General features: G+C 41.5%; 39 protein-coding genes. 5 read left to right on the top strand and 34 right to left on the bottom strand.

Features of this window, described 5'->3' with window-relative positions:
* Positions 1-9 precede the first annotated feature (9 nt).
* Complete coding sequence (locus tag L5B71_RS08675; RefSeq protein ID WP_222593674.1) at positions 10-213, top strand: hypothetical protein; 204 nt, start codon at positions 10-12, stop codon at positions 211-213.
* Between the two features lie 258 nt (positions 214-471).
* Here L5B71_RS08675 and L5B71_RS08670 read toward each other — a convergent pair whose 3' ends face one another.
* The 27 genes from L5B71_RS08670 to L5B71_RS08540 form a co-directional block, all read right to left on the bottom strand.
* Positions 472-1,752 carry a phage minor head protein gene (locus tag L5B71_RS08670; RefSeq protein WP_265757994.1) on the bottom strand — a complete coding sequence of 427 codons (1,281 nt, stop codon included), beginning with the start codon at positions 1,750-1,752 and terminating at the stop codon, positions 472-474.
* A complete protein-coding gene (locus L5B71_RS08665) occupies positions 1,753-3,222 on the bottom strand; it encodes a DUF935 domain-containing protein (RefSeq protein WP_265757993.1) in 1,470 nt (489 codons plus the stop codon).
* A gap of 119 nt (positions 3,223-3,341) precedes the next feature.
* Entirely contained in the window at positions 3,342-4,655 is a 1,314-nt protein-coding gene (locus L5B71_RS08660; RefSeq protein ID WP_265757992.1) for a terminase large subunit domain-containing protein, read from the bottom strand.
* Positions 4,642-5,211, bottom strand: a complete 570-nt coding sequence (locus L5B71_RS08655; protein WP_265757991.1) for a DUF3486 family protein — start codon at positions 5,209-5,211, stop codon at positions 4,642-4,644. Before L5B71_RS08655 ends, L5B71_RS08660 begins: the two co-directional genes overlap by 14 nt.
* A gap of 19 nt (positions 5,212-5,230) precedes the next feature.
* Complete coding sequence (locus L5B71_RS08650) at positions 5,231-5,521, bottom strand: VpaChn25_0724 family phage protein (RefSeq protein ID WP_130238541.1); 291 nt, start codon at positions 5,519-5,521, stop codon at positions 5,231-5,233.
* A 2-nt stretch (positions 5,522-5,523) separates the two neighbouring features.
* Positions 5,524-5,853: a DUF2730 family protein gene (locus tag L5B71_RS08645; protein WP_265757989.1), complete on the bottom strand. Its 330-nt coding sequence runs from the start codon at positions 5,851-5,853 to the stop codon at positions 5,524-5,526.
* Positions 5,850-5,978: a hypothetical protein gene (locus L5B71_RS08640; RefSeq protein WP_265757988.1), complete on the bottom strand. Its 129-nt coding sequence runs from the start codon at positions 5,976-5,978 to the stop codon at positions 5,850-5,852. The genes L5B71_RS08645 and L5B71_RS08640 overlap by 4 nt, the downstream gene beginning before the upstream one ends.
* Positions 5,971-6,231, bottom strand: coding sequence for a DUF2681 domain-containing protein (locus tag L5B71_RS08635; RefSeq protein WP_265757987.1), 261 nt, complete (start codon positions 6,229-6,231; stop codon positions 5,971-5,973). Before L5B71_RS08635 ends, L5B71_RS08640 begins: the two co-directional genes overlap by 8 nt.
* Positions 6,228-6,452: a DUF2644 domain-containing protein gene (locus tag L5B71_RS08630; protein ID WP_265757986.1), complete on the bottom strand. Its 225-nt coding sequence runs from the start codon at positions 6,450-6,452 to the stop codon at positions 6,228-6,230. The genes L5B71_RS08635 and L5B71_RS08630 overlap by 4 nt, the downstream gene beginning before the upstream one ends.
* Positions 6,449-6,670 (bottom strand): hypothetical protein, encoded by a 222-nt coding sequence (locus tag L5B71_RS08625; protein ID WP_265757985.1) that lies wholly within the window; start codon positions 6,668-6,670, stop codon positions 6,449-6,451. The genes L5B71_RS08630 and L5B71_RS08625 overlap by 4 nt, the downstream gene beginning before the upstream one ends.
* Before the next feature lie 3 nt (positions 6,671-6,673).
* Positions 6,674-7,219, bottom strand: coding sequence for an N-acetylmuramoyl-L-alanine amidase (locus tag L5B71_RS08620; RefSeq protein WP_265757984.1), 546 nt, complete (start codon positions 7,217-7,219; stop codon positions 6,674-6,676).
* A gap of 84 nt (positions 7,220-7,303) precedes the next feature.
* A complete protein-coding gene (locus tag L5B71_RS08615; protein WP_265757983.1) occupies positions 7,304-7,666 on the bottom strand; it encodes a Mor transcription activator family protein in 363 nt (120 codons plus the stop codon).
* Positions 7,659-8,132, bottom strand: coding sequence for a gp16 family protein (locus tag L5B71_RS08610; RefSeq protein WP_265757982.1), 474 nt, complete (start codon positions 8,130-8,132; stop codon positions 7,659-7,661). The genes L5B71_RS08615 and L5B71_RS08610 overlap by 8 nt, the downstream gene beginning before the upstream one ends.
* 68 nt (positions 8,133-8,200) lie before the next feature.
* Positions 8,201-8,497, bottom strand: coding sequence for a hypothetical protein (locus tag L5B71_RS08605; protein WP_265757981.1), 297 nt, complete (start codon positions 8,495-8,497; stop codon positions 8,201-8,203).
* Positions 8,494-8,673 carry a hypothetical protein gene (locus L5B71_RS08600; RefSeq protein ID WP_265757980.1) on the bottom strand — a complete coding sequence of 60 codons (180 nt, stop codon included), beginning with the start codon at positions 8,671-8,673 and terminating at the stop codon, positions 8,494-8,496. The genes L5B71_RS08605 and L5B71_RS08600 overlap by 4 nt, the downstream gene beginning before the upstream one ends.
* Positions 8,645-8,920 carry a hypothetical protein gene (locus L5B71_RS08595; RefSeq protein WP_265757979.1) on the bottom strand — a complete coding sequence of 92 codons (276 nt, stop codon included), beginning with the start codon at positions 8,918-8,920 and terminating at the stop codon, positions 8,645-8,647. The genes L5B71_RS08600 and L5B71_RS08595 overlap by 29 nt, the downstream gene beginning before the upstream one ends.
* Positions 8,921-8,922: 2 nt before the next feature.
* Positions 8,923-9,093 (bottom strand): hypothetical protein, encoded by a 171-nt coding sequence (locus L5B71_RS08590; protein WP_265757978.1) that lies wholly within the window; start codon positions 9,091-9,093, stop codon positions 8,923-8,925.
* Positions 9,090-9,257: a hypothetical protein gene (locus L5B71_RS08585; RefSeq protein ID WP_265757977.1), complete on the bottom strand. Its 168-nt coding sequence runs from the start codon at positions 9,255-9,257 to the stop codon at positions 9,090-9,092. Before L5B71_RS08585 ends, L5B71_RS08590 begins: the two co-directional genes overlap by 4 nt.
* Positions 9,247-9,426 carry a hypothetical protein gene (locus L5B71_RS08580; protein ID WP_265757976.1) on the bottom strand — a complete coding sequence of 60 codons (180 nt, stop codon included), beginning with the start codon at positions 9,424-9,426 and terminating at the stop codon, positions 9,247-9,249. The genes L5B71_RS08585 and L5B71_RS08580 overlap by 11 nt, the downstream gene beginning before the upstream one ends.
* A 158-nt stretch (positions 9,427-9,584) precedes the next feature.
* Positions 9,585-10,208 carry a DUF3164 family protein gene (locus tag L5B71_RS08575; protein WP_265757975.1) on the bottom strand — a complete coding sequence of 208 codons (624 nt, stop codon included), beginning with the start codon at positions 10,206-10,208 and terminating at the stop codon, positions 9,585-9,587.
* Between the two features lie 10 nt (positions 10,209-10,218).
* Positions 10,219-10,446: a hypothetical protein gene (locus tag L5B71_RS08570; RefSeq protein WP_265757974.1), complete on the bottom strand. Its 228-nt coding sequence runs from the start codon at positions 10,444-10,446 to the stop codon at positions 10,219-10,221.
* Between the two features lie 17 nt (positions 10,447-10,463).
* A complete protein-coding gene (locus L5B71_RS08565; protein WP_265757973.1) occupies positions 10,464-10,697 on the bottom strand; it encodes a hypothetical protein in 234 nt (77 codons plus the stop codon).
* Entirely contained in the window at positions 10,687-10,992 is a 306-nt protein-coding gene (locus L5B71_RS08560; RefSeq protein WP_265757972.1) for a hypothetical protein, read from the bottom strand. Before L5B71_RS08560 ends, L5B71_RS08565 begins: the two co-directional genes overlap by 11 nt.
* Positions 10,989-11,909, bottom strand: a complete 921-nt coding sequence (locus tag L5B71_RS08555) for an AAA family ATPase (protein ID WP_265757971.1) — start codon at positions 11,907-11,909, stop codon at positions 10,989-10,991. The genes L5B71_RS08560 and L5B71_RS08555 overlap by 4 nt, the downstream gene beginning before the upstream one ends.
* Positions 11,910-12,233: 324 nt before the next feature.
* Entirely contained in the window at positions 12,234-12,539 is a 306-nt protein-coding gene (locus L5B71_RS08550; protein ID WP_013746386.1) for a hypothetical protein, read from the bottom strand.
* Between the two features lie 36 nt (positions 12,540-12,575).
* Positions 12,576-14,543, bottom strand: a complete 1,968-nt coding sequence (locus tag L5B71_RS08545) for a transposase domain-containing protein (RefSeq protein ID WP_265757970.1) — start codon at positions 14,541-14,543, stop codon at positions 12,576-12,578.
* A complete protein-coding gene (locus L5B71_RS08540) occupies positions 14,528-14,761 on the bottom strand; it encodes a helix-turn-helix domain-containing protein (RefSeq protein ID WP_130238942.1) in 234 nt (77 codons plus the stop codon). The genes L5B71_RS08545 and L5B71_RS08540 overlap by 16 nt, the downstream gene beginning before the upstream one ends.
* A gap of 242 nt (positions 14,762-15,003) precedes the next feature.
* On the opposite strand from L5B71_RS08540, the gene L5B71_RS08535 reads away from it, so the two are divergent.
* Together L5B71_RS08535 and trmL are read left to right on the top strand one after the other, a co-directional pair.
* The gene (locus L5B71_RS08535) at positions 15,004-15,492 is read left to right on the top strand and encodes a DNA-binding protein (RefSeq protein ID WP_265757969.1); all 489 of its coding nucleotides are present in this window, start codon (positions 15,004-15,006) and stop codon (positions 15,490-15,492) included.
* Positions 15,493-15,935: 443 nt separating this feature from the next.
* Complete coding sequence (trmL, locus tag L5B71_RS08530) at positions 15,936-16,418, top strand: tRNA (uridine(34)/cytosine(34)/5-carboxymethylaminomethyluridine(34)-2'-O)-methyltransferase TrmL (protein WP_265757968.1); 483 nt, start codon at positions 15,936-15,938, stop codon at positions 16,416-16,418.
* Between the two features lie 79 nt (positions 16,419-16,497).
* On the opposite strand, the gene L5B71_RS08525 is transcribed toward trmL, so the two are convergent.
* From L5B71_RS08525 to L5B71_RS08505, 5 genes are all read right to left on the bottom strand, one after another.
* Positions 16,498-16,932 carry a SoxR reducing system RseC family protein gene (locus tag L5B71_RS08525; RefSeq protein ID WP_265757967.1) on the bottom strand — a complete coding sequence of 145 codons (435 nt, stop codon included), beginning with the start codon at positions 16,930-16,932 and terminating at the stop codon, positions 16,498-16,500.
* Positions 16,933-17,892 (bottom strand): sigma-E factor regulatory protein RseB, encoded by a 960-nt coding sequence (rseB, locus tag L5B71_RS08520; RefSeq protein WP_265757966.1) that lies wholly within the window; start codon positions 17,890-17,892, stop codon positions 16,933-16,935.
* Positions 17,893-17,965: 73 nt separating this feature from the next.
* On the bottom strand, positions 17,966-18,541 hold the full coding sequence (locus tag L5B71_RS08515) for a sigma-E factor negative regulatory protein (RefSeq protein WP_265757965.1): 576 nt from the start codon (positions 18,539-18,541) through the stop codon (positions 17,966-17,968).
* 47 nt (positions 18,542-18,588) lie between these two features.
* Complete coding sequence (gene rpoE, locus L5B71_RS08510; RefSeq protein WP_115248848.1) at positions 18,589-19,164, bottom strand: RNA polymerase sigma factor RpoE; 576 nt, start codon at positions 19,162-19,164, stop codon at positions 18,589-18,591.
* A 101-nt stretch (positions 19,165-19,265) separates the two neighbouring features.
* Positions 19,266-19,514 (bottom strand): FAD assembly factor SdhE, encoded by a 249-nt coding sequence (locus L5B71_RS08505; RefSeq protein WP_265757964.1) that lies wholly within the window; start codon positions 19,512-19,514, stop codon positions 19,266-19,268.
* A gap of 237 nt (positions 19,515-19,751) precedes the next feature.
* On the opposite strand from L5B71_RS08505, the gene L5B71_RS08500 reads away from it, so the two are divergent.
* Positions 19,752-20,357, top strand: a complete 606-nt coding sequence (locus L5B71_RS08500; protein ID WP_265757963.1) for a YagU family protein — start codon at positions 19,752-19,754, stop codon at positions 20,355-20,357.
* Positions 20,358-20,492: 135 nt separating this feature from the next.
* Positions 20,493-22,466, top strand: a complete 1,974-nt coding sequence (gene cpdB / locus L5B71_RS08495; RefSeq protein ID WP_265757962.1) for a 2',3'-cyclic-nucleotide 2'-phosphodiesterase — start codon at positions 20,493-20,495, stop codon at positions 22,464-22,466.
* Between the two features lie 68 nt (positions 22,467-22,534).
* Here cpdB and luxS read toward each other — a convergent pair whose 3' ends face one another.
* Together luxS and tal are read right to left on the bottom strand one after the other, a co-directional pair.
* On the bottom strand, positions 22,535-23,041 hold the full coding sequence (luxS, locus tag L5B71_RS08490) for an S-ribosylhomocysteine lyase (RefSeq protein WP_265757961.1): 507 nt from the start codon (positions 23,039-23,041) through the stop codon (positions 22,535-22,537).
* A 427-nt stretch (positions 23,042-23,468) separates the two neighbouring features.
* On the bottom strand, positions 23,469-24,422 hold the full coding sequence (tal, locus tag L5B71_RS08485; RefSeq protein WP_265757960.1) for a transaldolase: 954 nt from the start codon (positions 24,420-24,422) through the stop codon (positions 23,469-23,471).
* Positions 24,423-24,442: the final 20 nt, after the last annotated feature.

Genomic DNA, 24,442 nt, shown 5'->3' with positions numbered 1-24,442 from the left:
AAATTTATTATGAAAAATGATACCTATGAGAGTCATCTACTTAAAAATATCTTTGTTGCACAGGTTGCTACATTGGCTAAAGCCATTAAAGCAGAGAAAAAAGCGAAAGGCATTAGCACAACAAGTAACTGTTACCGCGAAGCAATGATCGAGATTATTCAGCAACGTGATCATATTTTAGAGATGCTTGATGAGATTGAAGAGCACTACTAATCTCAAATTTTTGGTAATCGTGAATGTAGGCACTTACCCAATGTAACACGGCATTCACCTCATTAAGCGTTAAGCCTTGGAAATGTGGCAGCAATTCTAAGGCTTTTTTTCTTTCTTCGATTTCAGTCATTTTTATTCTCCTATTGATTAAAAAATAAGTTAGAGGTATAGTTTAACTAGCCACAGGGGTTTCCTACTGGAAAGGTTACGCTAGGCAACTACCGTATTATCCTGTTCGAATCAGGCAAACTGTGGCTATTAATCCAAGTTTCCCCATAAAACTTCAAACCCTTTTAAACTTTCCCATTGACGTTTATCAGCAATCACACTTGCTGTTCTCACCATATTCACTTTTACCCGCTGTTTTTTCTGCGTCAGTTGATCGCGATGTTGAATGTCATAATCCATTTTTACCGCCACCTTACCTTGGTCAGTGTCATATACAAACACTAAGGTCGGTTGCTTTTGTTGGCTTTCGAGCAAAATCGCTTTAGGATTGCGTAGCTTTTCAGGCAGCTGTTTCCAAAACTCAACAGGCAAGTGAATACCTTTCGCTTGTTTGTTATCTCGTAAGGCGTGTAATATATCTTGATCACGCACCGCAATCACCGCACTTTGTGGGGCTTTGTCTAGCACATCTAACTTAGTCAAAACATCATCAGACAGCACACCCACATATTTCATTTGACCGCGCGCCAGTTTCTCTTTGGCGACGGTGTCAACCATCTCCGCCATTGCGGTGTTTAACATTGCTACCGCTTGCGGGCGTTGACTGATCACATCATTAATCAAACGGCTAGCAAGGCGTGGCTCAGACTGACTTAATTTTTGCATTAGCACCGCATCTACCGATTGATTTCGGCTTGCAGTGAGATTGTCAAAATTATGCGGGGCAAACCCTGTATCATAGCCTTTAGGCAGATTGATGGTTCTTGGGTTACCACTTCGCACGCCAACCAATTTCTCTTCAAATTCAATGTTTACAGGGGGCGAGACTTGCTTGCCCATTTCCCTTAAATCATCTTCATCGTGCGCCTCTACGGTGCAATGGCAACCGTAGGCTTTAACAGGGTAGTAATAACGCCAAAACGGATCATTGGCTGGGCGAATGGTGCCATCTAAATCAATATGCGCCTGACGTGGGTGAGCGTTGTCGTGGTGATGGTATTCCCAGTAGGGCATCACATCGGCTAAATCTAAATGTTGCTTTAGCCGTCCACGGTTATACGCCCCATACACATTGGTGTCATAAATAATCCGTGTGCGCCAGTTACGCCCACCTTTATACTGCCAGCCTGTTTTTGCCACAATCTCATCAAATCGCTTACGAAAGTCTTCTAGGGTTTCCCCTTGTGCAATGGCATCATCCACCGCTTGGCGAAACATCGCCACAATCTCATTACGGTTTGCCCCTGCGACCATAAAAAAATAGTCGTGTTCTTCACCTAGCACATCTAAATAGCTGTCAGTGGGCAAATTGAGTTTTTTCTCAAAATACCGTACCTGCTCGTTAAACGTAAAACCGTTTTGTACTGCCATTTAGCGTTCCTTTTTGTTAATTTTTTGCCGGTTTTCTTGGGCAACGCTAAAGCGTCCAGCAAGCTCTGCACTAGTCGATGCCCACGCCATTACTTGGGCGTACTCGCTAAAATCTAATTCTGGGATAAGGCTATCTAATTGGGTGCGAAAATCCTCAAGGCTTTCAGCTTGGCTAAGTTTATCTTGCACTGCTTGCAACCAATTATCCACGTGGCTTTCTGCTTCAATTTCCAGCTGTTCCACAATGCCATCAGCGAGATTGCGTGGCATTGCGGGAGCTGGTTCATTAAATTCTGCAGATTTTGGCACCTCACTTTGCTGCGGTAACGGTTGTTGTTTTAGGGTAATATCTCCCTGCTCAAAGCCATAAGTGCGAGCGAGATATTGCTCGCTAAATTGCACACCCATACTCGCCAACAACTGGTCACGCTCGGCTTGCAATTTATCAATACTTTCTTGCTCAAAGAGTTCAAAGGTTGGCAAGGTGTCCACATGAAAATTGAGTTTGCAAATCCAACTTAAAAGCTGATTAAAACAGCTTTCTACAATGGCCGCATCTTCATCACGAATGGCTTTGGCAACCTCAAGCCCTGCCGTTGCGCTGGCACGATTGGCTTCTGCTTCGGTGGTTTGATTTTGTCCTAACAGGGCAATAGCAATTTCCGATTTGCAGTAACGTAAAAAATCATCAAACACCTGTGATGAGCCACCTTTGCTACCACTTTCTAACAGCTCAATCGTGCTGTCATTTGGGATAGCCGCAACCGCAGTACCAAGCATTTTTTCCATGCTATCTAGCAAGTCTTCGATTTCGTGCGGTTGGGTTTGTCTTGGGTGTTTGCCCACCAGCCAAGGTGCACCATATTTTTCCACAAACTCAAGCCAAAATTTTAACCCACCTTTCTTAAAGGTCGCCGCCCAAAAGCACATAGCTAAATCGGCACGTCCGTAAGGGTTCATATAATCCGCCTGCTGGGTAGCGAGCAAAAACTTCATTTCAGGTACAGGCTTGCCATCGCGCTCCTCTTTATCACGCAATAGCAGTTCATTTTCCTCACTAAACACAAACCATTCTTGTGGTTTCCCCACAATCTCGGCTGGTAACAGCAAGCCATTTTCTTTCACCCACATCACTTCTAAGGCTTGATAGCCAAAAAGAGTGGCATCTAAAATCTGGTTAATGATGTGGTTAAGGGGTAAGCGTTCAAACAGTGCGGTCAAAGTCTCATCTGTTTTTTGATTACCCGTAGGCGTAAGTCGCCACTCCAGCCCTTTAATTGCGGCTTTACGTCGGCGAACACAACCACCCACGTGGCTATCGGATAAAATTTCGCGATAGGCTGCAATATCTTTGCCCATTTTTTTCAATACAGGGTCAGGGTTAGGCAAATAGTGCATAAATGCCCAGTAATCCACAGCACTGGCACGCGTTGCAATTTCACGCACTAAATCTTGTTTTTTTGGGGTCATTGTTTATCCTCAACATGCTAATACGGCGATAACTAAAAACCACCACCAACCTTCGATATTGTGGAGTTTCAAATAGGCGGCACAAATGGCACACGCTGTCATAAAAATATATTTCATCATTAATATCCTTGCGTTAATTTTTGGCTAGCTCTTGGTCTTCTGCTATGGGCTTTAACTGGCGTTAATACGGCATCTTTAGCCGCCAGCAAGGCTAAAAAACACGCCCACGTGCGGTCGGCGTGGCCTTGACTGTCACTTTCAGCCACAAAACGCGGCTGTCCTGTTGAGCCTGTGATTTTTTTGAGCTTATGCAAATCGGCACGCAAATCACTATCGCCTTGAGGGATACGAATTTGCTTATCTTCAAAGGCATTTTTGCCAAGGGTTGCCATATTGAGTTTGGTTGCCACATTAAATAGCACCCCTTGAACCCGTTGCTTGCCGTGTTGATATTGGGCGTCTTCCACCATTTTTTCACCCATGCCTGTTTGGTCGAGATTACAGGCAACCACATTGTATTGGCTCATTACACGGTTTAACTCGTCCAGCTGATGGCGTAATTTGGTGCGTTTTAAAGTGATGATTTCGCGTGTCCAATACACATCGCCCACCAGTTCTAACACCCAAATCACGGTTAAATCGCCTCGCACCGCAATATCCATTCCTACAAAGCACGGATTGCCCGTGTAATTTTCGGGTTTACCTGCTTGCGGATGCTCCACGCTGTCAATTAAGTCATAAGAGAGCCAACTACTAGCTTCATCAAGCCATTTAAGTTCAAATTCTTGCGCCCACGCATCGGCATCATTTAAGCCTTTGCGTAATTGTTCAATATTGCGTGGTAGCCCATCAGCCACCGCTTGATAAATGTCCGTTTGATGACGTGACCATTCGGTATTTTCAAGGTCAGTCATTAGTTCATAAAATTTATTGCCCTTGCCATTAGGTGTACTTACCACGCGCAATTTCCAGCCTGCAGAAATCACGGGAAAGAGGGCTTTCCAAATCTCACGGCTGTCTTGATGAAAGGCAAATTCATCTAAAAACACATTGGCAGAAAAACCGCGAGCAGTATCAGGATTAGCGGGGAGTGCGGTAATTTTTGACCCGTTGGGAAAAATTACTTCAAGAGCATTGATCGTGGTATCTTCTTTGAAAGGCACTTCTAAGATTTCGCAAACCATACCCATTGCTTCAAGGTGGCGTTTAACGCCTTCATTCATCGCCTCCTTCGCTTGGCGTTCTCCACGGGATAAAATCACCCAACGAGTATGCTCACCTTTTGCTTCTGCCTCTAAACAATCCAGCACAATTTCAAGGGTGGTCGTAAAGGTTTTCCCTGTTTGTCGTGCAAACATCGCTACTTTAAAACGGCTTTTATCATTCAACCATTTTTTCTGATAGTCAAAGAGCACGGTGTTATTCGATGCCATAGACTGCTTTCACCATTTTTGTCACATCTTCCATACTTGCCCCAGTTTCTTTCGCAGCTTCTTCTACCGCTTCCGCCGCTCGCTTAATGGTTTCTTGACGGATAGCTTGCTCACGTTTAAAACTCAAACTTTCTGCCTGTTCTAAACGTTGTACTGCCGCAGAGAGTAGTGCAATAGACTTCGGATCAGCACTACCGTCCTCACTCATTCCAAGCGAGGTTTCAAAGGCAATATTTTTCACAATCTCCATCAGCATTTTGCCAATATCCGACTGTGGTGCCTCACCAAATTGTTTTGTCCAAATTTCAGCAATCTCACGGCTTTGGCGAATTTTTGCCCCCATTTTCTCCATTCGGCTAGCATAACGATTTAGCCCTGTTTTGCTTAACAAGGCTGTTTCAGGCAGGCCACAATCACGGATCAAATCGTTGATTTCTTCTAAAATTTCTGCTTGCGAAAATTGCTTGTCGCGCAACATCATTGCGAGCTGGGTTTTAATATTTGGCGGTAATAAATCCACTTTGCTGGCACGCCCACGTTTGAGTTTCTCGCTCATTTAAATGTCCTTTTGTGGTTTAAAATTTCGGGGCAGGCTTTTTCACGCCATCAACAACCGCTTCACCGTTAGCCACATCAAGCCCACGCTGGGTGATGGTTGCAATCATAAAACCACTTTTAAGCCGTTCAATTTGCACAAGCCCTTGTTCTTCTAGCCAGTTCAAATGGTTACGCACTAAATCTCGGCTAATGTTATGCCCATAAAGGGCAAGGCAATCGTCCAAAATAGACTCGTTTGCATCATAACCTGCGTCCACAAGAGAGCGTAAAATGACAAGGCGCTGGTCTTTAATAAAAATGTCTCGCATAGTTATCCTTTTACACGTTCTTCGATTAATAATGCGACCTGATGACTTAAGGTTGAAAGGCGGGCATTCGTGGTGTTTGTTTCCCCTTTGATTTCCGTCATCAAAATCTTCAAAGCAGATAAATCTTCTTTAGTCGGCATATGCTCAAGGGTATCTTCGACCTTTGTAAGCCGTTGCTCCACCTCATCAATATTCTTTTTGATTGCATCAATTTCACTGCGTTTGGGGTATTTGCTATCCATAGATAACTTCATTCCAGCCCAAACCGAGCCAATCACCGTTGCAACTAGCCCCCAATGTGTTTGGATAAACTCCAATAACTCCATCATCATTTTTTATCCTCTTGGCAAATCTCCCGATAAGTGGCGTTATGTACTGCAATCTGGCGCAGCGTTTCGGTGGTATCTTGCCGACTGGCTTGGATTAAGCCAAAGCCCGAGCAACTCGGATTAATCACGGAGATCGCCTTGTTGCTGCAAGCGGTTAATAAGGTCATTGCGATCAGCAGTGCGGTGGTTTTTTTCATTGTTTTTTCTCACTTCAAACTGTTTTACTTGGGCTTGTGCCACGGCTTTTTCTTGCTCAAGGCGATCTACGGTGGCAAACATTTTGTCTAAATCTCGCTTGGCTTTTTTCAGACGCCACATAACATAAACAACAAATAGTATAAAAGCCCCAAGCGCAACTAAAATCAACGGTAACGTTATCATTCCCCCTCTCCTCGTTTGCGGATTGCATTAGCAAAGCCTTTCGTCGCCACACCACCGCCACAAAAGAGTGCAAAGGTGGTGAAAAGCTCACCCACGTTAGCGCGATCTAAATAGACGCTATACGCCAAAATGCCTGCCATTAGCATTGCACCGAAAAATTGGATAAAGGCGGTGGTGCTAAGCCTGCCGTTATCGTTAGTAATCAATTCACTGAGTTTCATTTTTTCTCCGTTTTTATGAGCTGACATTGATAAATATTGTTCATTGATTTAAATTTGCCTAAATCTTCGCAATCTTGAGCGATATAAGTAACGCTAACTAAAAAAGTAAAGCTGGCAATCGCAAAAAATGCAGGGACATACCAAAGATCACAGTAATTCAAAATTAACCCCAACGTTGCAAACGATGTTGCAACAAGGATAAATGCAGCTAAAACCATAACTTACTCCTTAAATAAATGTTCAGAATTAATCACTTCTTCATTGTCCAACCACGTCCACACATCAAAACACGGACAGTCTTTTACCCATTCGTTTGGGGTAATTGTCCCGTCACCGTTTAAATCAGGCGATAAATCACGATGTCCACAAATACGCGCCTCTGGGTATTTGGCTTCTAATTCGCGTAATAATTTGTGCAACGCTTGCCATTGTTTAGCGGTATAGCGTCCGTAGTTTTTACCGGTGATGCTAATGCCACCAACAAGGCAAATGCCAAGGCTGTGTGCGTTATGCCATTTGACGTGCGCCCCGTTTTCGCCCTCTTGGCGGCCTGTTTCCACCGTTCCGTCCGTATCAATCACAAAGTGGTAGCCGATATGTGGCAAATGCGGGTTGAAATGCTTGGTGTTGATGGGGTTACGCTTGAACCCCCGTTGCTTATGCCAGCTATCAATGACTTGCGCAGCTGATTGGGTTTTCTTGTGTAAAGGTTTACCGTTCTGCGTGGCAGAACAGTGGATTACGATTTTGGTAATGGGAAAGGGCATATAACATAAACTCCTTCTAAATGCTTTTAAAAGGAGTTTAAAGATTTTGTTTAAAGAACTATTTTAAAGTGGTTTAAAGATTTTTTACTTAAACATATCAAACTGCCTACGGTCGATTTCTTCTTTCTGCATCCGTTTAACGATCTGGTACACCCATTGCATGGATACGCCATACTTACGCGCTAGCGCACGATGATTAACGCCGTTAAATTCACGCCATATCTTCAAATCTCGTTCAGATAACGCCAATAGCAAAGCACGGGGAATATAAATAATTTCCCCCGCCCAAGCACGCGAAATACGCATTGCAACATCAACCCCTGCTTGTTTGGCTTGTTCTTCGGGCATTTTATAACGATTTATTAATTCTTGTTCAATATGTGCCGCTAAATCTGCCAACACCTCAGGGGCTTTGCGTTCAAAAATCTCTAATTTATCGTTATCCATTCTTTCTCTCCACCCGTTTTTGCCATTGTTTTAAGCGCTCAAGCACGATTGTGGCTAATTTTACATCCTGATTTAGCGCCATCACATTTAAAATCAAGAAATTATTACCTTTTTTGGCTAGTTCACCATTAATAATGTTGCGGGCGAATTGATTAAGCGCGTCATCCGAGCCATCACGAATAATGCCGTTTTGGTGCATAGCACGCCACACCACGCGGATTTTATCCACGATAGTGGGTTTCTTGCTTTTTTCTTTGTTGACAGCACGAAAGGCTTTACTTGCGGTATTGCGAAAGCCTTTGTCTTCTAATTCACTTAATACTTTAGTAAGTTCAGGAATAGTCATTTGCTTTGTTGAACTTTTGCCCGTGAGCCGTTCTAGCATTGTGCGATAGCTAAGCTCATCTATACCGAGCTTTTGCTTAGCGATATGGATAAGCTGGATATATTTAGGCTTGGTGTACATAATCTCTCCTTTAAAACACATTATTCCGCCCTCTGAGCCAAAGGGCGGTAAATGGGTTTTACTTATTCCTATAAAATTCTCATCCGCCCCCTAAGTTCTCGTAAATTTTTGAGAGCTTCCATTAGGTACTCTCGTTCATCTTTGTTAAGTCCCATCTGACGCTCTTTCGAAGATAGGCTGTCTATCTCGCTATCTAAGGCTTCTTGGTAATATTCGCTATCCGTTATACCTTGAGGGATTTCTGGATAGCTCGTCCAACTTTGGTTCGATGCATTAAATTGCCATAATGTCCCATCATTACATAGAGCGGTAGTAAATTCACCCACAGCAATTTGGATTATTTTTCGTTGATCTAATTTTTTCATTTTTCCCCCTTATTTCTCTCTGTTATATCAATTGTGAGCATAACTGCCTCAATCACCTCATCAGCAAATAAAACCCGCACTTTATCCTTATCATATTTAGATTGGATATAAACCGCTTTGACAAAAGCAAGCACGGCAATATCAAACTCATTTTTTAGATCGATGTTGTGTTTCATTTGCTTTCTCCAATTTTTTAGTATCCGTAATATCCGCAACCGCCCATCTTAAAAATGACTTAATGGAGATAGTTTTCATTGTTGCCATTACACCACCACTTTTAATGCCTTTATATTGGCAATAAAGTACATAGCCTTCAGTATGATTTACCTTGAAAATTTTTCGTCTAGGTAAAATCCCCCAAACACGCTTGGCATTTTTGCCGATATATTCGTGGTCTTCGATTAAATCGCTTTCTTTCAGCACCTTTACCCCCTAACTAACTGCCATCTTGTCTGGGTAATTTGATTTTGTACATTGCCAACAAATACACTAGCACCTGCAAAATCATCATTACGCACATATTTCACAGCCTGTTGTAACTGGATGATCATTTCATTCAGTTTGATTTTTAATTCTTCTTTTTGGTTATTGCTCATACTTCCTCCACTTCGACCACATCATCAATTTCTGTGATTTGGTGCGGTAATTTATTCAAATCTAAGGTATTCAAATCACATTGTGCCATTGCCTGCTCAATACTTTCAGCTTCCATGCTGATTTCAACCATTCCGTATACTCTGACAAGGTATTTATTCTTCATCGTCGCATTCCTCATTCACAAAATTAATTCGGTATTTAATATCAATACCGCTCCAGTCACTTATTTCATTCAATAGTTCTTGGATATAACATATTGCGTCGTCTTTGGTTTCAGCTTCCATGTCTAAACTCAAATGCGCATCTATTTCAGCGTAATAATTCATCGTCATTGCTCCTATTTTTTGATTGTTAAAACACTTTATAAACGCCCTTTAAAGTAGGTTTAAAGAGCGTTGAAAAGGGTTTTAATTTTTCATAAATAGCCACATTATCCAGCCAATCAAGGCGAAATATCCTATAAAATAGACGACCATTGACCACTCCATTTTTACACCCCCGCCACATCTAAACTAATCGGCTGATACTGGTCAGTATCACCCACTCGCTCATAAATGCGCACATAGGCTTTGCTACTCACCACTTGCACGCTTTCGCTAATCGCCTGCATAGCGTTTAACCAACGTGGGTCGGTAATATCAACACGGCGTAAGCCTAAAATGCGCCCTGTGTTAAGGTTGCCTTCTTTATCCACGTTAAAAGCACGTTCAATCAAGGTTTTTAGCTCGGGGCGTGAGCCTTCCGACCATTCGTTTAAGCATTCATCAATCAGGGCTTTCGCTGCCTGAATACGCTCATCAAATTGTAAGTGGTCGTTAATGGCTCGTTGAATTTTGTATTTACCGTCATAGCTAAATAGGGTAACGTTGCCTTTGTTGCCCCCCACTTTCGCATCATATTTTTCAGCGGATAACTCAATGAATGCTTGAATATCGCCAAAAATTCCCCCTTTAAATCTCCTGATTTCTGTGTTTAAGGCTTTGGCTTTTTTTACCCACTCTCGCACAAGTCTATCTCGTTCTATGTCAATTTCCTTAACGAGCGATTCAGGTGTTAATCCACCTCTTGCATCTTCCCAGTACGCTTTTCCGTCTTCTAAATAAATAATGCTCATTTGTTTTCTCCTATGGGTTACAGATATAAACGTCATAATTGGCATTGATTTTTGGTGTGATGCCACCGCCTTTATACGGTTGATAGAGTAGATACACCACGCCATCAATACATACCTCGGCAATCTCGTTGTATGCATTCAACTGATATGTTTTTATCCGCTGTATGTTCTTAGCGGGGGCTTGTTCAATACACCCCGCCAATAAAAGTGCGGTGCAAATTACGGCGATTTTTTTCATTTTTCTCTCCTTCGTTGTTATGGTTCATCAGTGGTATAGCCAATTTTGATGGCGATTAAACTATTCGGGTTGGTTTCGGCTCTTTCTCTGGCACGGCGGTCGGCAAGGGTGTAGATATAACCACTACTTTTACCTAAGCGCTTGGCAAGCTCTTCCGCCGTGCCATCGGCGAGATTGGTTTCGCCACGATAGAGCGCATAAATGGCGTGCCGTCCGCCTTTTCCACGCTCCCCACGCTTTCTAGTTGGCATAACTCCTCCAAACCACCTTGATACCTTGCACCATCATTTGCCATTCGTCATAGCGTTGCCCATCATTGCCGCGGATATAACGCATCGCTTGAGCCGTTTTTTCCAACTCTTTGGTGTTGTGGTTGGGTTGCACGCGCACTTTCGGTTTGATATTTTCAAAGTGCACGTTGATAACGAGCAAGCCCATTTCTTCCAGCTTTCTAATGCACTTTTGCACTTGGCTTAGGTAGCTCAACACCATCTCGTTATTGCCGCGTAAAACAGGGTTTGGGTGGGTTAATATGGTGCGTTTCATCTTGTGCCTCCTGTCATTTGGGCTTGGGCGGTTAAAATTAAATCAAGGGTGATTACTGTACCTTGCCCCTTGGCTGTCATTCCTGCAAGGCGTAAATATTGGGTTAAGGCACGCAAGCCACCTGCTTTGCTACCGATTTCATATAGCACGGTCATCAAATCTTTATCGTCCACATCTAAGCCCCACGCTTCTGCAATGGCTTTGATGTCGCCTTTGGTGCTGGCTTTTACCCCACAATGATTGCCCACACGCGACCAAAGGCGGGCATAATCGTGTTGTGGGTTTACGCCACCTTGGATGCGGGTGTAAACCTTGTCGTTACCAATTAAGGCAAATCCCACTTCGGTTTCTTCTTGGATAATGCGAATTTCTTCTAATGCGTCATAAGGCAAGTGATCGCTTTCATCAATGATCACCAATCCCCGTGTGCCTGTGAGCTTTTTAGTGATTTGGCGGCTTAAGCGGTCTTTACGGCGTGGCGCATCATTAATGCCAAGTTCTAAGGCTAATTCATACAAAATCGTGCTTAGCGTGGCTCTTGATGGGCTTGCGGTAATCATCCATACGTTTTTATTTTGTGCTTTGTAGGCTTGGGCTGCTTTGGTTTTCCCTACGCCACTTGCACCAAATACGGTGACCATTGTTGGCAAAATGCGCGCCATATCTAATACGCCAAACACTTTGCGTGCGGTGGGAATTTCGATAAATTGCGGTGCTTCTACAAACACTTTCACTTTTTTATCCTGTGTGTCTAACCAACCACGCAAGGCTTTTTCAATGCTTTCGTTATCACCTGCATAATTGCCTTTAAGGTAGGCGCTTAATGCCCCTGCATTTATGCCTGCTTGTTGAGCCAATTCGCGTTGAGTGAGTTGTTTGTCTTCTAAAATGTGTTTAATTTGTTGGATTAATGTCATAATGGTGCTCCTGTTTTCTTTATAAAAATAAATTTATGTCTTACTGTAATAATTTCTCTTCATTTCTGAGTATTCCGCAGGATGAGTTTGAAACTCTGATCAACAACACCGCAAAACAGTCATCAGTTATCCTTGCTGGACTAAATCCCGAAATGATGAAACGTTTATATCGTTTCTTATTTTTAAATTGCTCAACCTCTATTCATCAATTAGAAATAGATTGGCATCACTATCGGAAAACTTTCATTGGTATAAAATCTGAACAAGAGCAAACCGATTACCTTAAGCAATTATCAAAACATTTTGGATTTAGGATAGAGTTAATTATTTCCCTTTTACTTTATCTACAATGGCGTTTTGTAATGCGATTAGATATTCTTGAAGAATGCCTTTCATTGACGGATAACTTGATTCGAGACGAACAAGTTCTTCAGCCAATTCCCACTTTCTTGCTAGAGTTGACAAACATTCAGTGCGCCATTGATTTTCAACTTCCTGATTGGATGGATGAGTTTGACGACCCCGCATTTTTTCAATCATTTTCAAACCGATAAGAAGATGTGGTTCAAATTCATCACAAGAATGGTTTAAATTGGTTTGAATGGCTTTTGCTAATCTTTCAGATAACATTATTTTTTCCTCACTTAAATCGGCTTTAAACCTGTTTTAAAGCCCTTTCTCTTGTTTTAACATTGCCAGCCCTTTCTGCCAGCCCTGTTCAAATTCGTTGGTTTCATCTTCTGCTAAAGTTTCCACCTTGCGTAGGGTTGAGCCTTGCTGTTGTACCAACTCAATCACTTTTGGCAGTACATCAAAGTCTTCCTCAAATTCCACATCAGGCTGATAACGTGCGGTTTCTTTGGCTGACATGGTTTGTTGTGCTTTCGCAGCGGTTTTTTGCGATTTCACCCATTGTTTGCGTGCTTTGTCATATTCACGCCCTACAGCTTTATCACCAAAGGCGACTTTTTCAGTGCAGATGGCTTCATCTAAAAACATCCCTTCAAGGCTATATACCCACACTTTGTTGTGCAAATCAGATGGATCAAATTTCACTACCACTTTTTTGTGTTGTGAGCCAATTAATCCGATGGCAAGATAACGGTTTCTACGGTTATTCACTTTGCCGCCTGCTTCCAATTCAAACGTCCCATCTTTGCGTAAGGTTACCGCTTCACTCATTAACATCAGTAAGCGCAGTTGTTCGGTACTGGCTTTGCGTACGGTGGCGTTGGCATAATCACGCTCAAACACTTGGCTAAAGCTGTACACTCCTTGGCAAATTTCTGTTTCCCTTGCTTCACGCTCGTTAAACATTCGGATACCGTCTTCAAGGGCGAGAATAAAGGTTTCGTAACTCACCCCTGCTTTACCCCCGTTGTAGTTGTCTGGCTTGTTGTAGATGTTGTCTCCCGCATAAAAGCCTGCAAGGGTAGGGTGTTTATCCACTAGCTCACCTAAACCACCGTGAGAAAAGGCACGTTCTACAGGTTTAGCTTGCCCATGCCCTTTGCCGAATTGGATTGATGTCCAGTGCAATTCAATGCCAAGTAACGGGATAATGCCTTGCACGTCATCTTCTTTTACTTTAAAGCGGTAGCGGTTTTTTACCCCGCCTGTCATCCACTTATTCGCTGCCGCTCGGGTGTTATCAATGGTGAGATGTCTTGGGATACCATATTTGTAAACCAAGTCCATCAGGCTTAGGCGTATGGTGTCGCTGTTCTCACTCAAATCCGTGCGATAGGCTAAGATTTTACGTGTGCGAATGTCTTGCCAAATCCACGTTTTCGGACGGACAATTTCGCCGTTATGCCACTCAACAAAGACGTTATGTTGATAGCCATCGCCGTTGATCCATTCCATTGCGTCTAAATCCGCGACTGAACGCTGCATTGATGGGTAATAACGGCTTAATGCGTGTTCTCCCTCACGCAAAAATACTTGCTGTACTTTTGGTATTTCACGTTCAATTTTGCGTTTTATGCTACTTGGCGATGGAATTTCCCACCCATTTTTTTGTGCCGCACGTTTTAACCGCTCATAGCAACTGCCAAACTGTGGACGCTCGTTTCTGAAATAGTCCGCCTTGAAAGCTTCCCAAGCTTCAGGTGTAAACTCGGCTTCACGTCCTTTGGCAGTAGGTTTTTTATCAAGCAATAACGGCAACCAATCCGAACGTTCAAATGACCGCACTTTGTAATACCAGCGTTTGATTGAGCCTACCGCTTCGTTAGCTTTCTCGGCGACGGTGGCAATTGCGTCCATAATAGGCATTCCGTTTTCTTTTAAATCGGCAACGGCAACCACTAATGCCAATTTTGCTTTCGCTTCTTCGCGGTTTTTCTCAGTCGCTTTATCAAACCCTGACCAAATCACCTCAGGCAGATAGTTTTTATATGCCACCCCGCGCGTAGGCGCAGACAATTCACTTGCCGTTTCTTTTGCGTTTTTAAGTAACAGCTCCGCTTGCACTTCTTGGGGGAGGGAGGTGAAGGCGTATTCAAAAACTTTACCCTGAACATCTTCTTTGCGGCGTCTTTCCCAATTTTCAGCTTTAGCTTTTTTGGTTAACCCTTGAATAGATGTAGGTAGTCCACCAATCCCTACAATATTTTTTAATTCGACCCACATAAGCGGTTCTCCCGTTCCGCGTAGCGTTTTGCCCAAATTTCTTGAGGTGGTACGCCAATGGCTTCAGCGATAATGCGTTCACCTTTTGGGTAGCTCATTCTTAACGCATTTTTTAGCGTAGATGGAGATAACCCTGCTTTAACAGAAAGTGATGTTAATGTGATATTTCGCTCGTGTAGCTCATACACAATTCGTTTTCTGCTCCAGTCTTCTTGCATAAAACACTCCTTGCATTTCCTTTAAACTCAATTTAGTTTAAACTTGGGTGTAAACTCTATGAGTTACTCTTTGATTTAATCTAAGTTTAAATCAAGTTTAAAACTAAAGTCAACACCAGATTAAAGCCAATTTTTATTAATTTTCTCTAATTGTTTAAAAGTTTCTTTAATATCAATGGGTTGAATTGAAAATTAATTTTAAATTAGCTTTAATCCAGAAGATTAAAACTAAAGGGTTAGATATGATCCAAGAATGGTTTAAATTAAATGAACTTTTGGGTGTGGCAGGGTTGCCAAACACTGTGCAAGGAATTACTAAAAAAGCAAAGTTGGAAAATTGGCAAAGACGTCGCATTAGGGGTGTAAAAGGTAAAGTATTTGAATATTATATTGGCGATATGCCATTGGCAGTGCAGCAGGCTTTGGGATTTTCTGAGCCACTAACAAAAGCACCAGATAAGCCAATGGAACGAAGCCAAGATGATTTACAAAAACGCATAGATCAGCTAGAAAACAAGCTACAAGCCTTAGAAACTAAGGCACAAGGCTTTATTTCGCCTAAGCCACCAGAAGGCTTAACGAATGACGAATGGCAGCTTGTGTGTGCGTTTAGGCGGTGTAATGAAGATAGACGAGTTGGCTTGTTAGCAACGGCTGAAGCATGGGCTATCCAGACTGAAAAGGAACAAAAAGAGAGCCAAACCACGGCTGAGGTTTGTGCCGTAGCCTAAGGTTTCAGACAAAAAGGCATCTAAGGTGCTTATTTTTGATTTTTAAGCACCTAATGAATTGATAATAAAAAGGTTTATTGGTTTTTTCAAGGTGATATAACTCTAAATGGTTAAAGGCTAATCATATAAATTTAAACGTCATTTAAACGCTTTTAAATTTGGATCTGTGTTTCTCACTTTAAGCGGTTAAACTGGCTCTAATCAGCTAATTTTTCTCATTTTCTCATCTTTAAATTTCTTTCAATAAAAAAGGGGCTGAACTCTCTCAACCCCTTATTCTATAAGACTTCCGACCACTTAATTCCGTTTAATTCAACATAAGTCCTAATTTCTCACTTTGTGTGGTTGGTTACAGCGATAAAAAAAGAAAAATTTCTGATCAAGTTTGATCTTGCCAAATTCAAGAGTAAAATTCTCACATAGGCAGCTAAGTAAGGAAAATTATGTTAGATATTGTTTTGTATGAACCAGAAATCCCGCAAAATACAGGAAATATTATTCGCCTTTGTGCTAACACGGGATTTCGCTTGCATTTAATTGAGCCGCTTGGTTTTGCTTGGGATGACAAACGATTACGCCGCTCTGGATTGGATTATCACGAATTTGCTGACATCAAAAAGCATAAAACCTTTGCCAATTTTCTTGCTAGCGAGCAGCCTAAACGTTTATTTGCAATGACAACTAAAGGCCGTTTAGCTCACAGCCAAGTAGCTTACCAGGAAGGAGATTATCTTATGTTTGGGCCTGAAACCCGCGGGATACCAATGGCGATTTTAGATGAAATGCCGATGGAACAGAAAATCCGTATTCCAATGACAGAAAATAGTCGTAGTATGAATTTATCTAATTCCGTTGCTGTAGCTGTTTATGAAGCGTGGCAACAATTAGGCTATGTAGGTGCGGTAAATTTTGATCCAAATGCCTAAACGAGATCCTTTCTTATCCTAAAGATAAAGCCGCCTTCAAATTAACAGCGGTTTTATTTTCTGGAAAAAAGAGAAATAATTATTGGAGCACACGCAAAAAAATAGGACGGTAGCTGGCTTTTTTGTGCCAAGATTTTGATACAAGGTGGACAATAGCAAAAGCAAGTGCGGTGCAAAAAACGATAAAAATGCCTTGCCAAAGTTCGGCTTGGAAAAACTGATCGGCGATCAGCGTGGAAAGTAATAAAGTGAGTAAAGGAAAAAAATACGCTAGCAAACTAGAAAAAATCAGCGAGCGTTCCATTAAACCAATTTCAATAATTTGTCCAGCTTTCACTGGCGTGATAGTTTCCACATCAAAAAAATGTGCTCTATCTGTACCATTAAGTTCAGCCAATGCAGCGGAACCACAGGTGGACTTTGCTGCACAGCTCCCACATGCAGTTTGCGATTGGCATTTCACTTTTGCAATACCAGCTTGGTAAGAAATTACCACCGCACGTTCTTTTAGCATTTACTTCACCTTAATATCTCGCACGATACTTTTTGCTGTGGAAATTGGCAATTGCCCAACAAAAGTAAATTCGTTATCCCCAAAGGTTTCGCTATAAAAAGTTTTAGTACCATTCCACCAACCATTTTTTTCTTCATTTGGTAAAATAGACGCCGACCGATAAAGCGTAAAGGAAAATAATCCATCGCTGTAAAGCTGTGCTTCAATGCGTTCTTCACCATTCATTTCCACACTGCGATTAATCAGCTTAAACCCGTTTGGTAACCAGCCTGGCTGCCAATTAAAGGCTTCTTTGCTCGGTTGGAAAGTTGTTTTATCGTTAATCAATGCAGGAAAGCCCATATGATTAATAATATTGAACAAATCATCAAATTGTTGGATTTGATATAAGTTCACCACACGGAATTGTTCTAATAGGTTATTTTCTCGATCTAGCACATCACTGCGTAGTAATAGATGGCTTTGTTCATCAATAAACACAACATATTGATAGCGAAAATCATCTTTCGGCAATATACGAATGGTTCTTACCACACGATCTGCCACGCGGTTACGCCCTATATAGATAAAATCATAATTTTGTTTCAGTACATCAAGATTGCTCCACATAATGGCAGGCAAGCTATCCACAATATGATTAGCATTAATCGAGAATGGAGAATAATTCGGTTGAAAATAGCTTACCACATTATCACGTTGCACAATTTGCTGTGGCATTCCATCAAGCGTGAGCAGTTGCGCGTAAGTTTTGCCGTTATGATGAATATGGCTATAACGTAGCGAAGCCATATTAGGCGTAGTCTGCACGAAAGCAATTTCATAGTTCAGATGAGAGCCGGCCTGTTGCATTTCTTCTAGCAATTGGCGAGGCTGTACCGCATCAGGCTCAGCAGCCCATAAAGGGGTTGCAGAAAGTAGCACTAAGGAAAGTGCGGTGATTTTTTTGATCGTTTTTAACATTGTTATTCACACATAGGATACAAACAAATTCACCACCAAAAATGGTGGTGAATAACCTAAACTTCATTCATTCTTATTTCTGATTTTGCAAATTTAATCTATCCGCATAAATGCGTTTTTGCAATTCGTAGCTTTGTAACATTGAATCAACACGTTTATTTTTTTGTTCAATTTGCTCAGGCGTTATCACCGATTGAGAGGGCGCATTATAGCTTACTTCTTGCACCGAGTTATTAAATGGCAAGGTTTGCAATACAGGTGCATCTTGGCTTTCTTTTCCGCTGTGAGCCATAAAACTTTGTACCCCCATCACCGCGACTAAGCACACGCCGGCCGCCACGGCAAATTGGGTCATTGGCATCAACCAAGCTTTCAATTTTTGCATAAATGGCGATTGTGCTGTTTCTTCTGGCATCGGTTGAGAAACCATAGGTTCAGCCACCATAATTTCTTCTTGCTCAATTAAGTCCGCTATTTTTGCAGTGAAATCCGCCCCTAATAACACTTTACTTTCCTGACGCATTACTGCACGAATAGTATGAAAATTTGCCCAGGATTTTTGTAAATCAGCGTCTTGGCAAAGTTTCTCTGTCATTGCCTCGCTGATTTGTTCGCCATCAATGTAAGCGGAAAGTTGCTCTTTTTGCATTGTAAACTCCAGGGTTTTCTCTTTTATTTAATGTTACTAATGTTGTACTAGCCTTGAAGAAGGGGTTGAATTTTATTTTCGATAATCTCCCTTGCGCGGAAAATACGCGAACGTACCGTTCCTACTGGACAATTCATAATATCAGCAATTTCTTCATAACTTAGTCCCTCTAACTCACGCAAGGTGATAGCTGTTTTTAAGTCTTCTTGCATACTATGAATGGTATCAAAAATGATCTTCTTCAATTCACCAGATAACATCTGATTTTCGGGCGTATCTACGTCCCGTAAATTCGTTCCCACATCATAGGATTCTGCTTCATCTGCCAGAATATCTTCATTCGGCGGACGACGCCCCTGTGCGGTTAAATAATTCTTTGCCGTGTTCACGGCGATACGATATAGCCAAGTATAGAAAGCACTGTCACCGCGGAATGATTCAATGGAGCGATACGCTTTAATGAACGATTCTTGTACAACATCGGGAATATCATTCGGCGACACATAACGGGTTAATAGCCCTGCCACCTTATTTTGATAACGCGATACCAACAAATTGAATGCCTTCTTATCTCCCTGCTGTACCCTTTCTACCAAAGCCTGATCTGTTAGCTGTTCAGTCATATAACCTCTTATACACCTCTAACAAGCCTTGATACACAAGACAGCAAGCTCGTGTTCTCTTAGAGGGGTGAAAATCGTAAAAGTTCAATCTTTTTATCAAATTAGCTTGATAATTTTTCTTGTATATAGGAAACCATTTGCTGTAATTCAAGATCTGGTGCGGGTTTTCGGTTAAAAAACCAAGAAAATAACTCTAGGTCAGTAGCCTCTAACAGTCGAACAAAGGTATCTTTTTGTGGTTCGCTGAGTTGGTCAAAATATTGCTGAAAAAAAGGCATAATCAGCTTATCTAACTCCAACATCCCACGTCGGCACGCCCATTCCAAATGAAATTTATTATGAATTGTCATTATCATCTTTATCTGAACTGAATAATGGGTAAATTATAGCTAAAATTAAGGGGGAAGTGTGGTGATTTTTTATGAGATCTCATTACCTCTTAAGAATTAACTCGTTATGGTGATAAATCGCTTGACTATTCTAAGATTAAGCTTAAAATTCAAGCGCTCATTCTATTTATTTTATAAATTTTAATAAATATTAAAATAGAATGAAAACAATATATTAACATTTAAGGAGTATACTGTATGTCAGGTATTTTTAGTCAAACTAATCCAGCTCGCCGTCGCTATGGCGTTGCGGCTTTCGTTGGTGTTATCGCAGGTTTAATTTCTGCATTTGTAAAATGGGGAGCAGAACATCCGTTTCCGCCACGTAGTCCATTCGACTTATTCGTTGCAGCTTGCCAAGACCCTTCACAAGCATTAGAAGTATGTTCTCGTGCATTTTTAAATCCTCCGCATGTTTTCTTGCGCGATTACTTCGGTATCGACCCAACTGAAGCGGTATTTACTTTTGCAGATCATGGTTTTAACTGGATTGGTGTAACACACATCACATTTTCTTTAGTATTTGCAATTGGCTACTGTATCGTTGCTGAACGCTTTCCTAAAATTAAATTCTGGCAAGGTATTGGTGCTGGTTTGATTGCCGATATTTGTGTACATTATATTACATTCCCAGCCTTAGGTTTAACGCCACCAGTTGCAGAATGGCCATTATACGAACATATTTCTGAGTTAGTCGGCCACATTTTCTGGTTCTGGACAATTGAGGTTATTCGCCGTGATTTACGTAATCGAATTACACGTCAACCAGACCCTGAAGTTCCATTAGATCAACCTTATCGTTAATCAAATGAAGCCCGAAATATTCGGGCTTTATTTTTTCTTTTTTCTCACCGCACTTTCTACAAAAATGTAGAGCGAAATCAAAAATTTGCGTACAATACCAAAGGCTTAGCTTACAACAAATAGAAAGGAGAAAATATGGATAGAAGAAAATTCCTGCGTCTTGGCGCATTAAGTTTATTCAGTGTAAACAGCTTATCACTCAATGCGGCGGAGCAAAATACCAAGGTGGCGTTGCGCATTATTGCCACTACGGATATTCACGGTTTTTTGACCGATTTTGACTATTACAAAGATGCGCCTACGGATAAATTCGGCTTTACCCGTGCTGCAAGCCTGATTGCAAGCGCTCGTCAAGAAGTGAAAAACTCGGTGTTAGTGGATAATGGCGATTTAATTCAAGGCAATCCGATTGCCGATTATCAAGCCGCTAAAGGAGATAAAGAGGGCAAGCCAAATCCGTCCATTTTAGCCCTAAATGCAATGCACTATGATGTGGGAACAATCGGCAATCACGAGTTCAACTATGGTTTAGATTATTTAGATCGCGCCATTAAGCAAGCCCACTTTCCTATTATCAACGCCAATGTGGTGAAAGCCAGCGATGACCAGCCTTATTTCCAACCTTATTTTATTCAAGAAAAAAGCGTAACAGATAATGCGGGCAACACGCATCAAATCAAAATTGGTTATATTGGCTTTGTGCCACCACAAGTAATGGTGTGGGATAAAGCCAATTTAGAAGGCAAAGTGAAAACCTACGATATTAAAAAAACCGCAGAAAAATATGTGCCAATCGTGAAAGCTCAAGGTGCTGACATTATTGTTGCACTGGCACACACCGGCCCTTCCGATGAACCTTACAAAGAAGGTGAAGAAAATGCCGCTTTCCATTTAGCCGATGTAAAAGGCATTGATGCCGTGATTTTCGGCCATTCACACCGCTTATTTCCAAACAAAGAATTTGCTAGCAGCAAAGGGGCGGATATTGAAAAAGGCACAATGAATGGCGTGCCAGAAAGTATGGCGGGTTATTGGGCAAATAATATCAGCGTGGTGGATCTGACCTTAAATCAACATAACGGTAAATGGTTTGTTACTGACGGCCGCGCAGCATTGCGTCCGATTTATGATGCAGATAAGAAAAAAGCGCTTGTGGGCAATCACCCTGAAGTTGCGGCATTACTTACCCCAATTCACGAAGCCACTCGCGCCTTTGTAGCACAACCGATTGGTAAAGCCTCTGACAATATGTATAGCTTCCTTGCCTTGTTCCAAGATGATCCAACGGTACAAATCGTAAACCAAGCGCAACAAGCCTACGCCGAAAACGTGGTAAAAAATCTGCCTGATCTAGCGGGTATTCCTGTGTTGAGTGCGGCAGCGCCATTTAAAGTCGGTGGACGTAAAAACGATCCAAGCGCTTATGTGGAAGTAGATAAAGGCGATCTCACCTTCCGCAATGCGGCAGATCTCTATCTCTACCCAAATACCTTGGTGATTGTTAAAGTAAGTGGTGCTGAACTGAAACAATGGCTTGAGTGCAGTGCAGGAATGTTTAATCAAATCGATCCAAGTAGCGACAAACCACAATCCTTGTTAAATTGGAACGGTTTCCGTACTTACAATTTTGATGTGATTGACGGGGTGAATTATGAAATTGATGTTACCCAGCCGGCCCGTTATGACGGTGACTGCAAGCTCATTAATGACAAGGCATCACGCATTGTTAATCTCACTTATCAAGGCAAGCCAGTGCAAGATAGCGATCAATTCTTAATTGCGACCAATAATTATCGTGCTTATTCAGGCAAATTCCCTGGCACGGGTGATGCACATATCGTCTTTGCTTCCCCTGATGAAAACCGTCAAATTTTGGCGAACTATATCAGCCAAACCACCAAAGAAAAAGGCGAAGTAATCCCTTCTGCGGATAATAACTGGAAACTTGCCCCAATTGCCACCACTCAGCCATTGAAAGTACAAGTGGAAACGTCTCCAAGCGATAAGGCAAAGGCCTTCATTAAGGAAAAAGCGCAATATCCAATGGATTACGTTGGGCAAGATGAACTAGGCTTTGCGGTTTACCAAATAAATTTAAACAAAAAATAGACCGCACTTTTGATAATAATACAGGCAATTATTCCATCGCCTGTATTATTATCTACTACGATCAATGTTTATTGCGCGAATAACCGTTCATCTAATAGCAAATCTTCATTTTTATTTACGCCAACACCACACTCAAGGATACGCTGTGCAATTTGATGGGCTTCAAGAAGAGAATGCTCAGTGTAAGTACCGCATTGATATTCATTTAATTCTGGAATTTGTTTTTGATCTTGTACTTGTAAGATATCTTTCATTGAAGCAAGCCAAGCTTGTGCCACTTGTTGCTCATTCGGCTTACCGATTAAAGACATATAAAACCCTGTGCGACATCCCATTGGCGAAATATCAATAATTTCTACTTGGTCGCTATTGAGATGCTCACGCATAAAACCAGCAAAAAGATGCTCCAAAGTATGAATTCCCTTTGGCGGTAAAATTTCTTTATTTGGAATACAAAAACGTAGATCAAAAATAGTAATATCATCACCTTTTGGTGTAGACATTATCTTGGCAACGCGTACCGCAGGGGCATTCATTTTAGTATGATCAACTTTAAAACTGTCAAGTAATGGCATAATCTTTCCTTTAACACTTTACTTATGTAAATTAATGTAAAAAATATTCTAGTTTTTTTGAACCTTTATCAATTTATTTAGTCTTATCGTATAGCAACTTGCAGTTGTTTTAATAAATTGATTCCTTAAATTATGTTGCCACCGAATTAGGTGGCTTTTTTTGTGTGTATTTTGAACAAAAATTCTCTGCAGGCAGAAAAAATAAAAAAATTTAGCTATTTTTCAAAATTTCATTTGTAAATTTTTGTAAAGTTATGTTAGTATCCTTTTAACAGATAAATACAATTTATCGTTGTTAAAAAAATTGGTTCCTTAGGTTATTTACCACCCTTAATGGGTGGTTTTTTTCTTTAAATTTAATAAAAATAACAAATTTATTTTCATAAATCCTCCACGAAACGGTAGTGGAGGAATCGCAAAAAGCAAATTAAAACTTCGCCAATAGCATCGCTTCTAATTTTTCTTGGTCGATGGCGAATTTGCGGATGCCTTCAGCCAGTTTTTCTACTGCCATTGGATCGCTGTTGTGCTGCCAGTAGAACTCGCTTTCAGTAAGCGGTTGTGGTTTGGCTTTCACTTCGCCAGTGTAATCTAGTTTGCGCACAAGTGCGGTGTTATTCTCTTGCAATTCTTTTAACAACGCTGGCGCGATAGTTAAGCGGTCGCAACCTGCAAGCTCAGTAATTTCGCCTACGTTACGGAAACTTGCCCCCATTACTACGGTTTGATAGCCGTGCTGTTTGTAATAGTTGTAAATTTTAGTCACTGAAATGACGCCCGGATCTTCTGCTGGTGCGTATTCTTTTTTATCGCTGTTAGCTTTGTACCAGTCAAGAATACGTCCCACGAATGGAGAAATTAAATACACGCCCGCTTCCGCACAAGCACGCGCTTGGGCTTCTGAGAATAAAAGGGTTAAATTACAGTTAATGCCTTCTTTTTCAAGGATTTCTGCTGCACGAATCCCCTGCCAAGTGGAGGCGATTTTAATTAAAATACGATCATTAGACACACCTGCTTCATTATAAAGTACAATTAATTTACGCGCTTTTTCAACAGTCGCTTGCGTATCGTAAGAAAGACGTGCGTCCACTTCGGTAGAAATGCGTCCCGGCACAATTTTAAGAATCTCTAAGCCGATGTTTACCGCTAATTTATCTTCTGCATCAATCAGTTGCTGTGCCTTGTCGGCACTTTTGCTTTTGGCATAAGCAATGGCTTCATCAATTAATGGTGCATATTGAGGCAAAGCAGAGGCGCTTAAAATGAGTGATGGGTTGGTGGTGGCGTCTTGTGGTTGGTAGGTTTTAATGGCTTCAATATCCCCTGTATCTGCCACAACCACGGTCATTTCGCGTAATGCTTCTAATTGTGTTGTCATAGTTACCTCTCATTTGATTG

The sequence above is a fragment of the Avibacterium sp. 21-586 genome, from assembly GCF_026226775.1.
Taxonomy (GTDB): domain Bacteria; phylum Pseudomonadota; class Gammaproteobacteria; order Enterobacterales; family Pasteurellaceae; genus Avibacterium.
The sequence above is the reverse complement of the archived record's forward strand: the minus strand, read 5'-3'. Positions and strand labels throughout refer to the sequence as shown.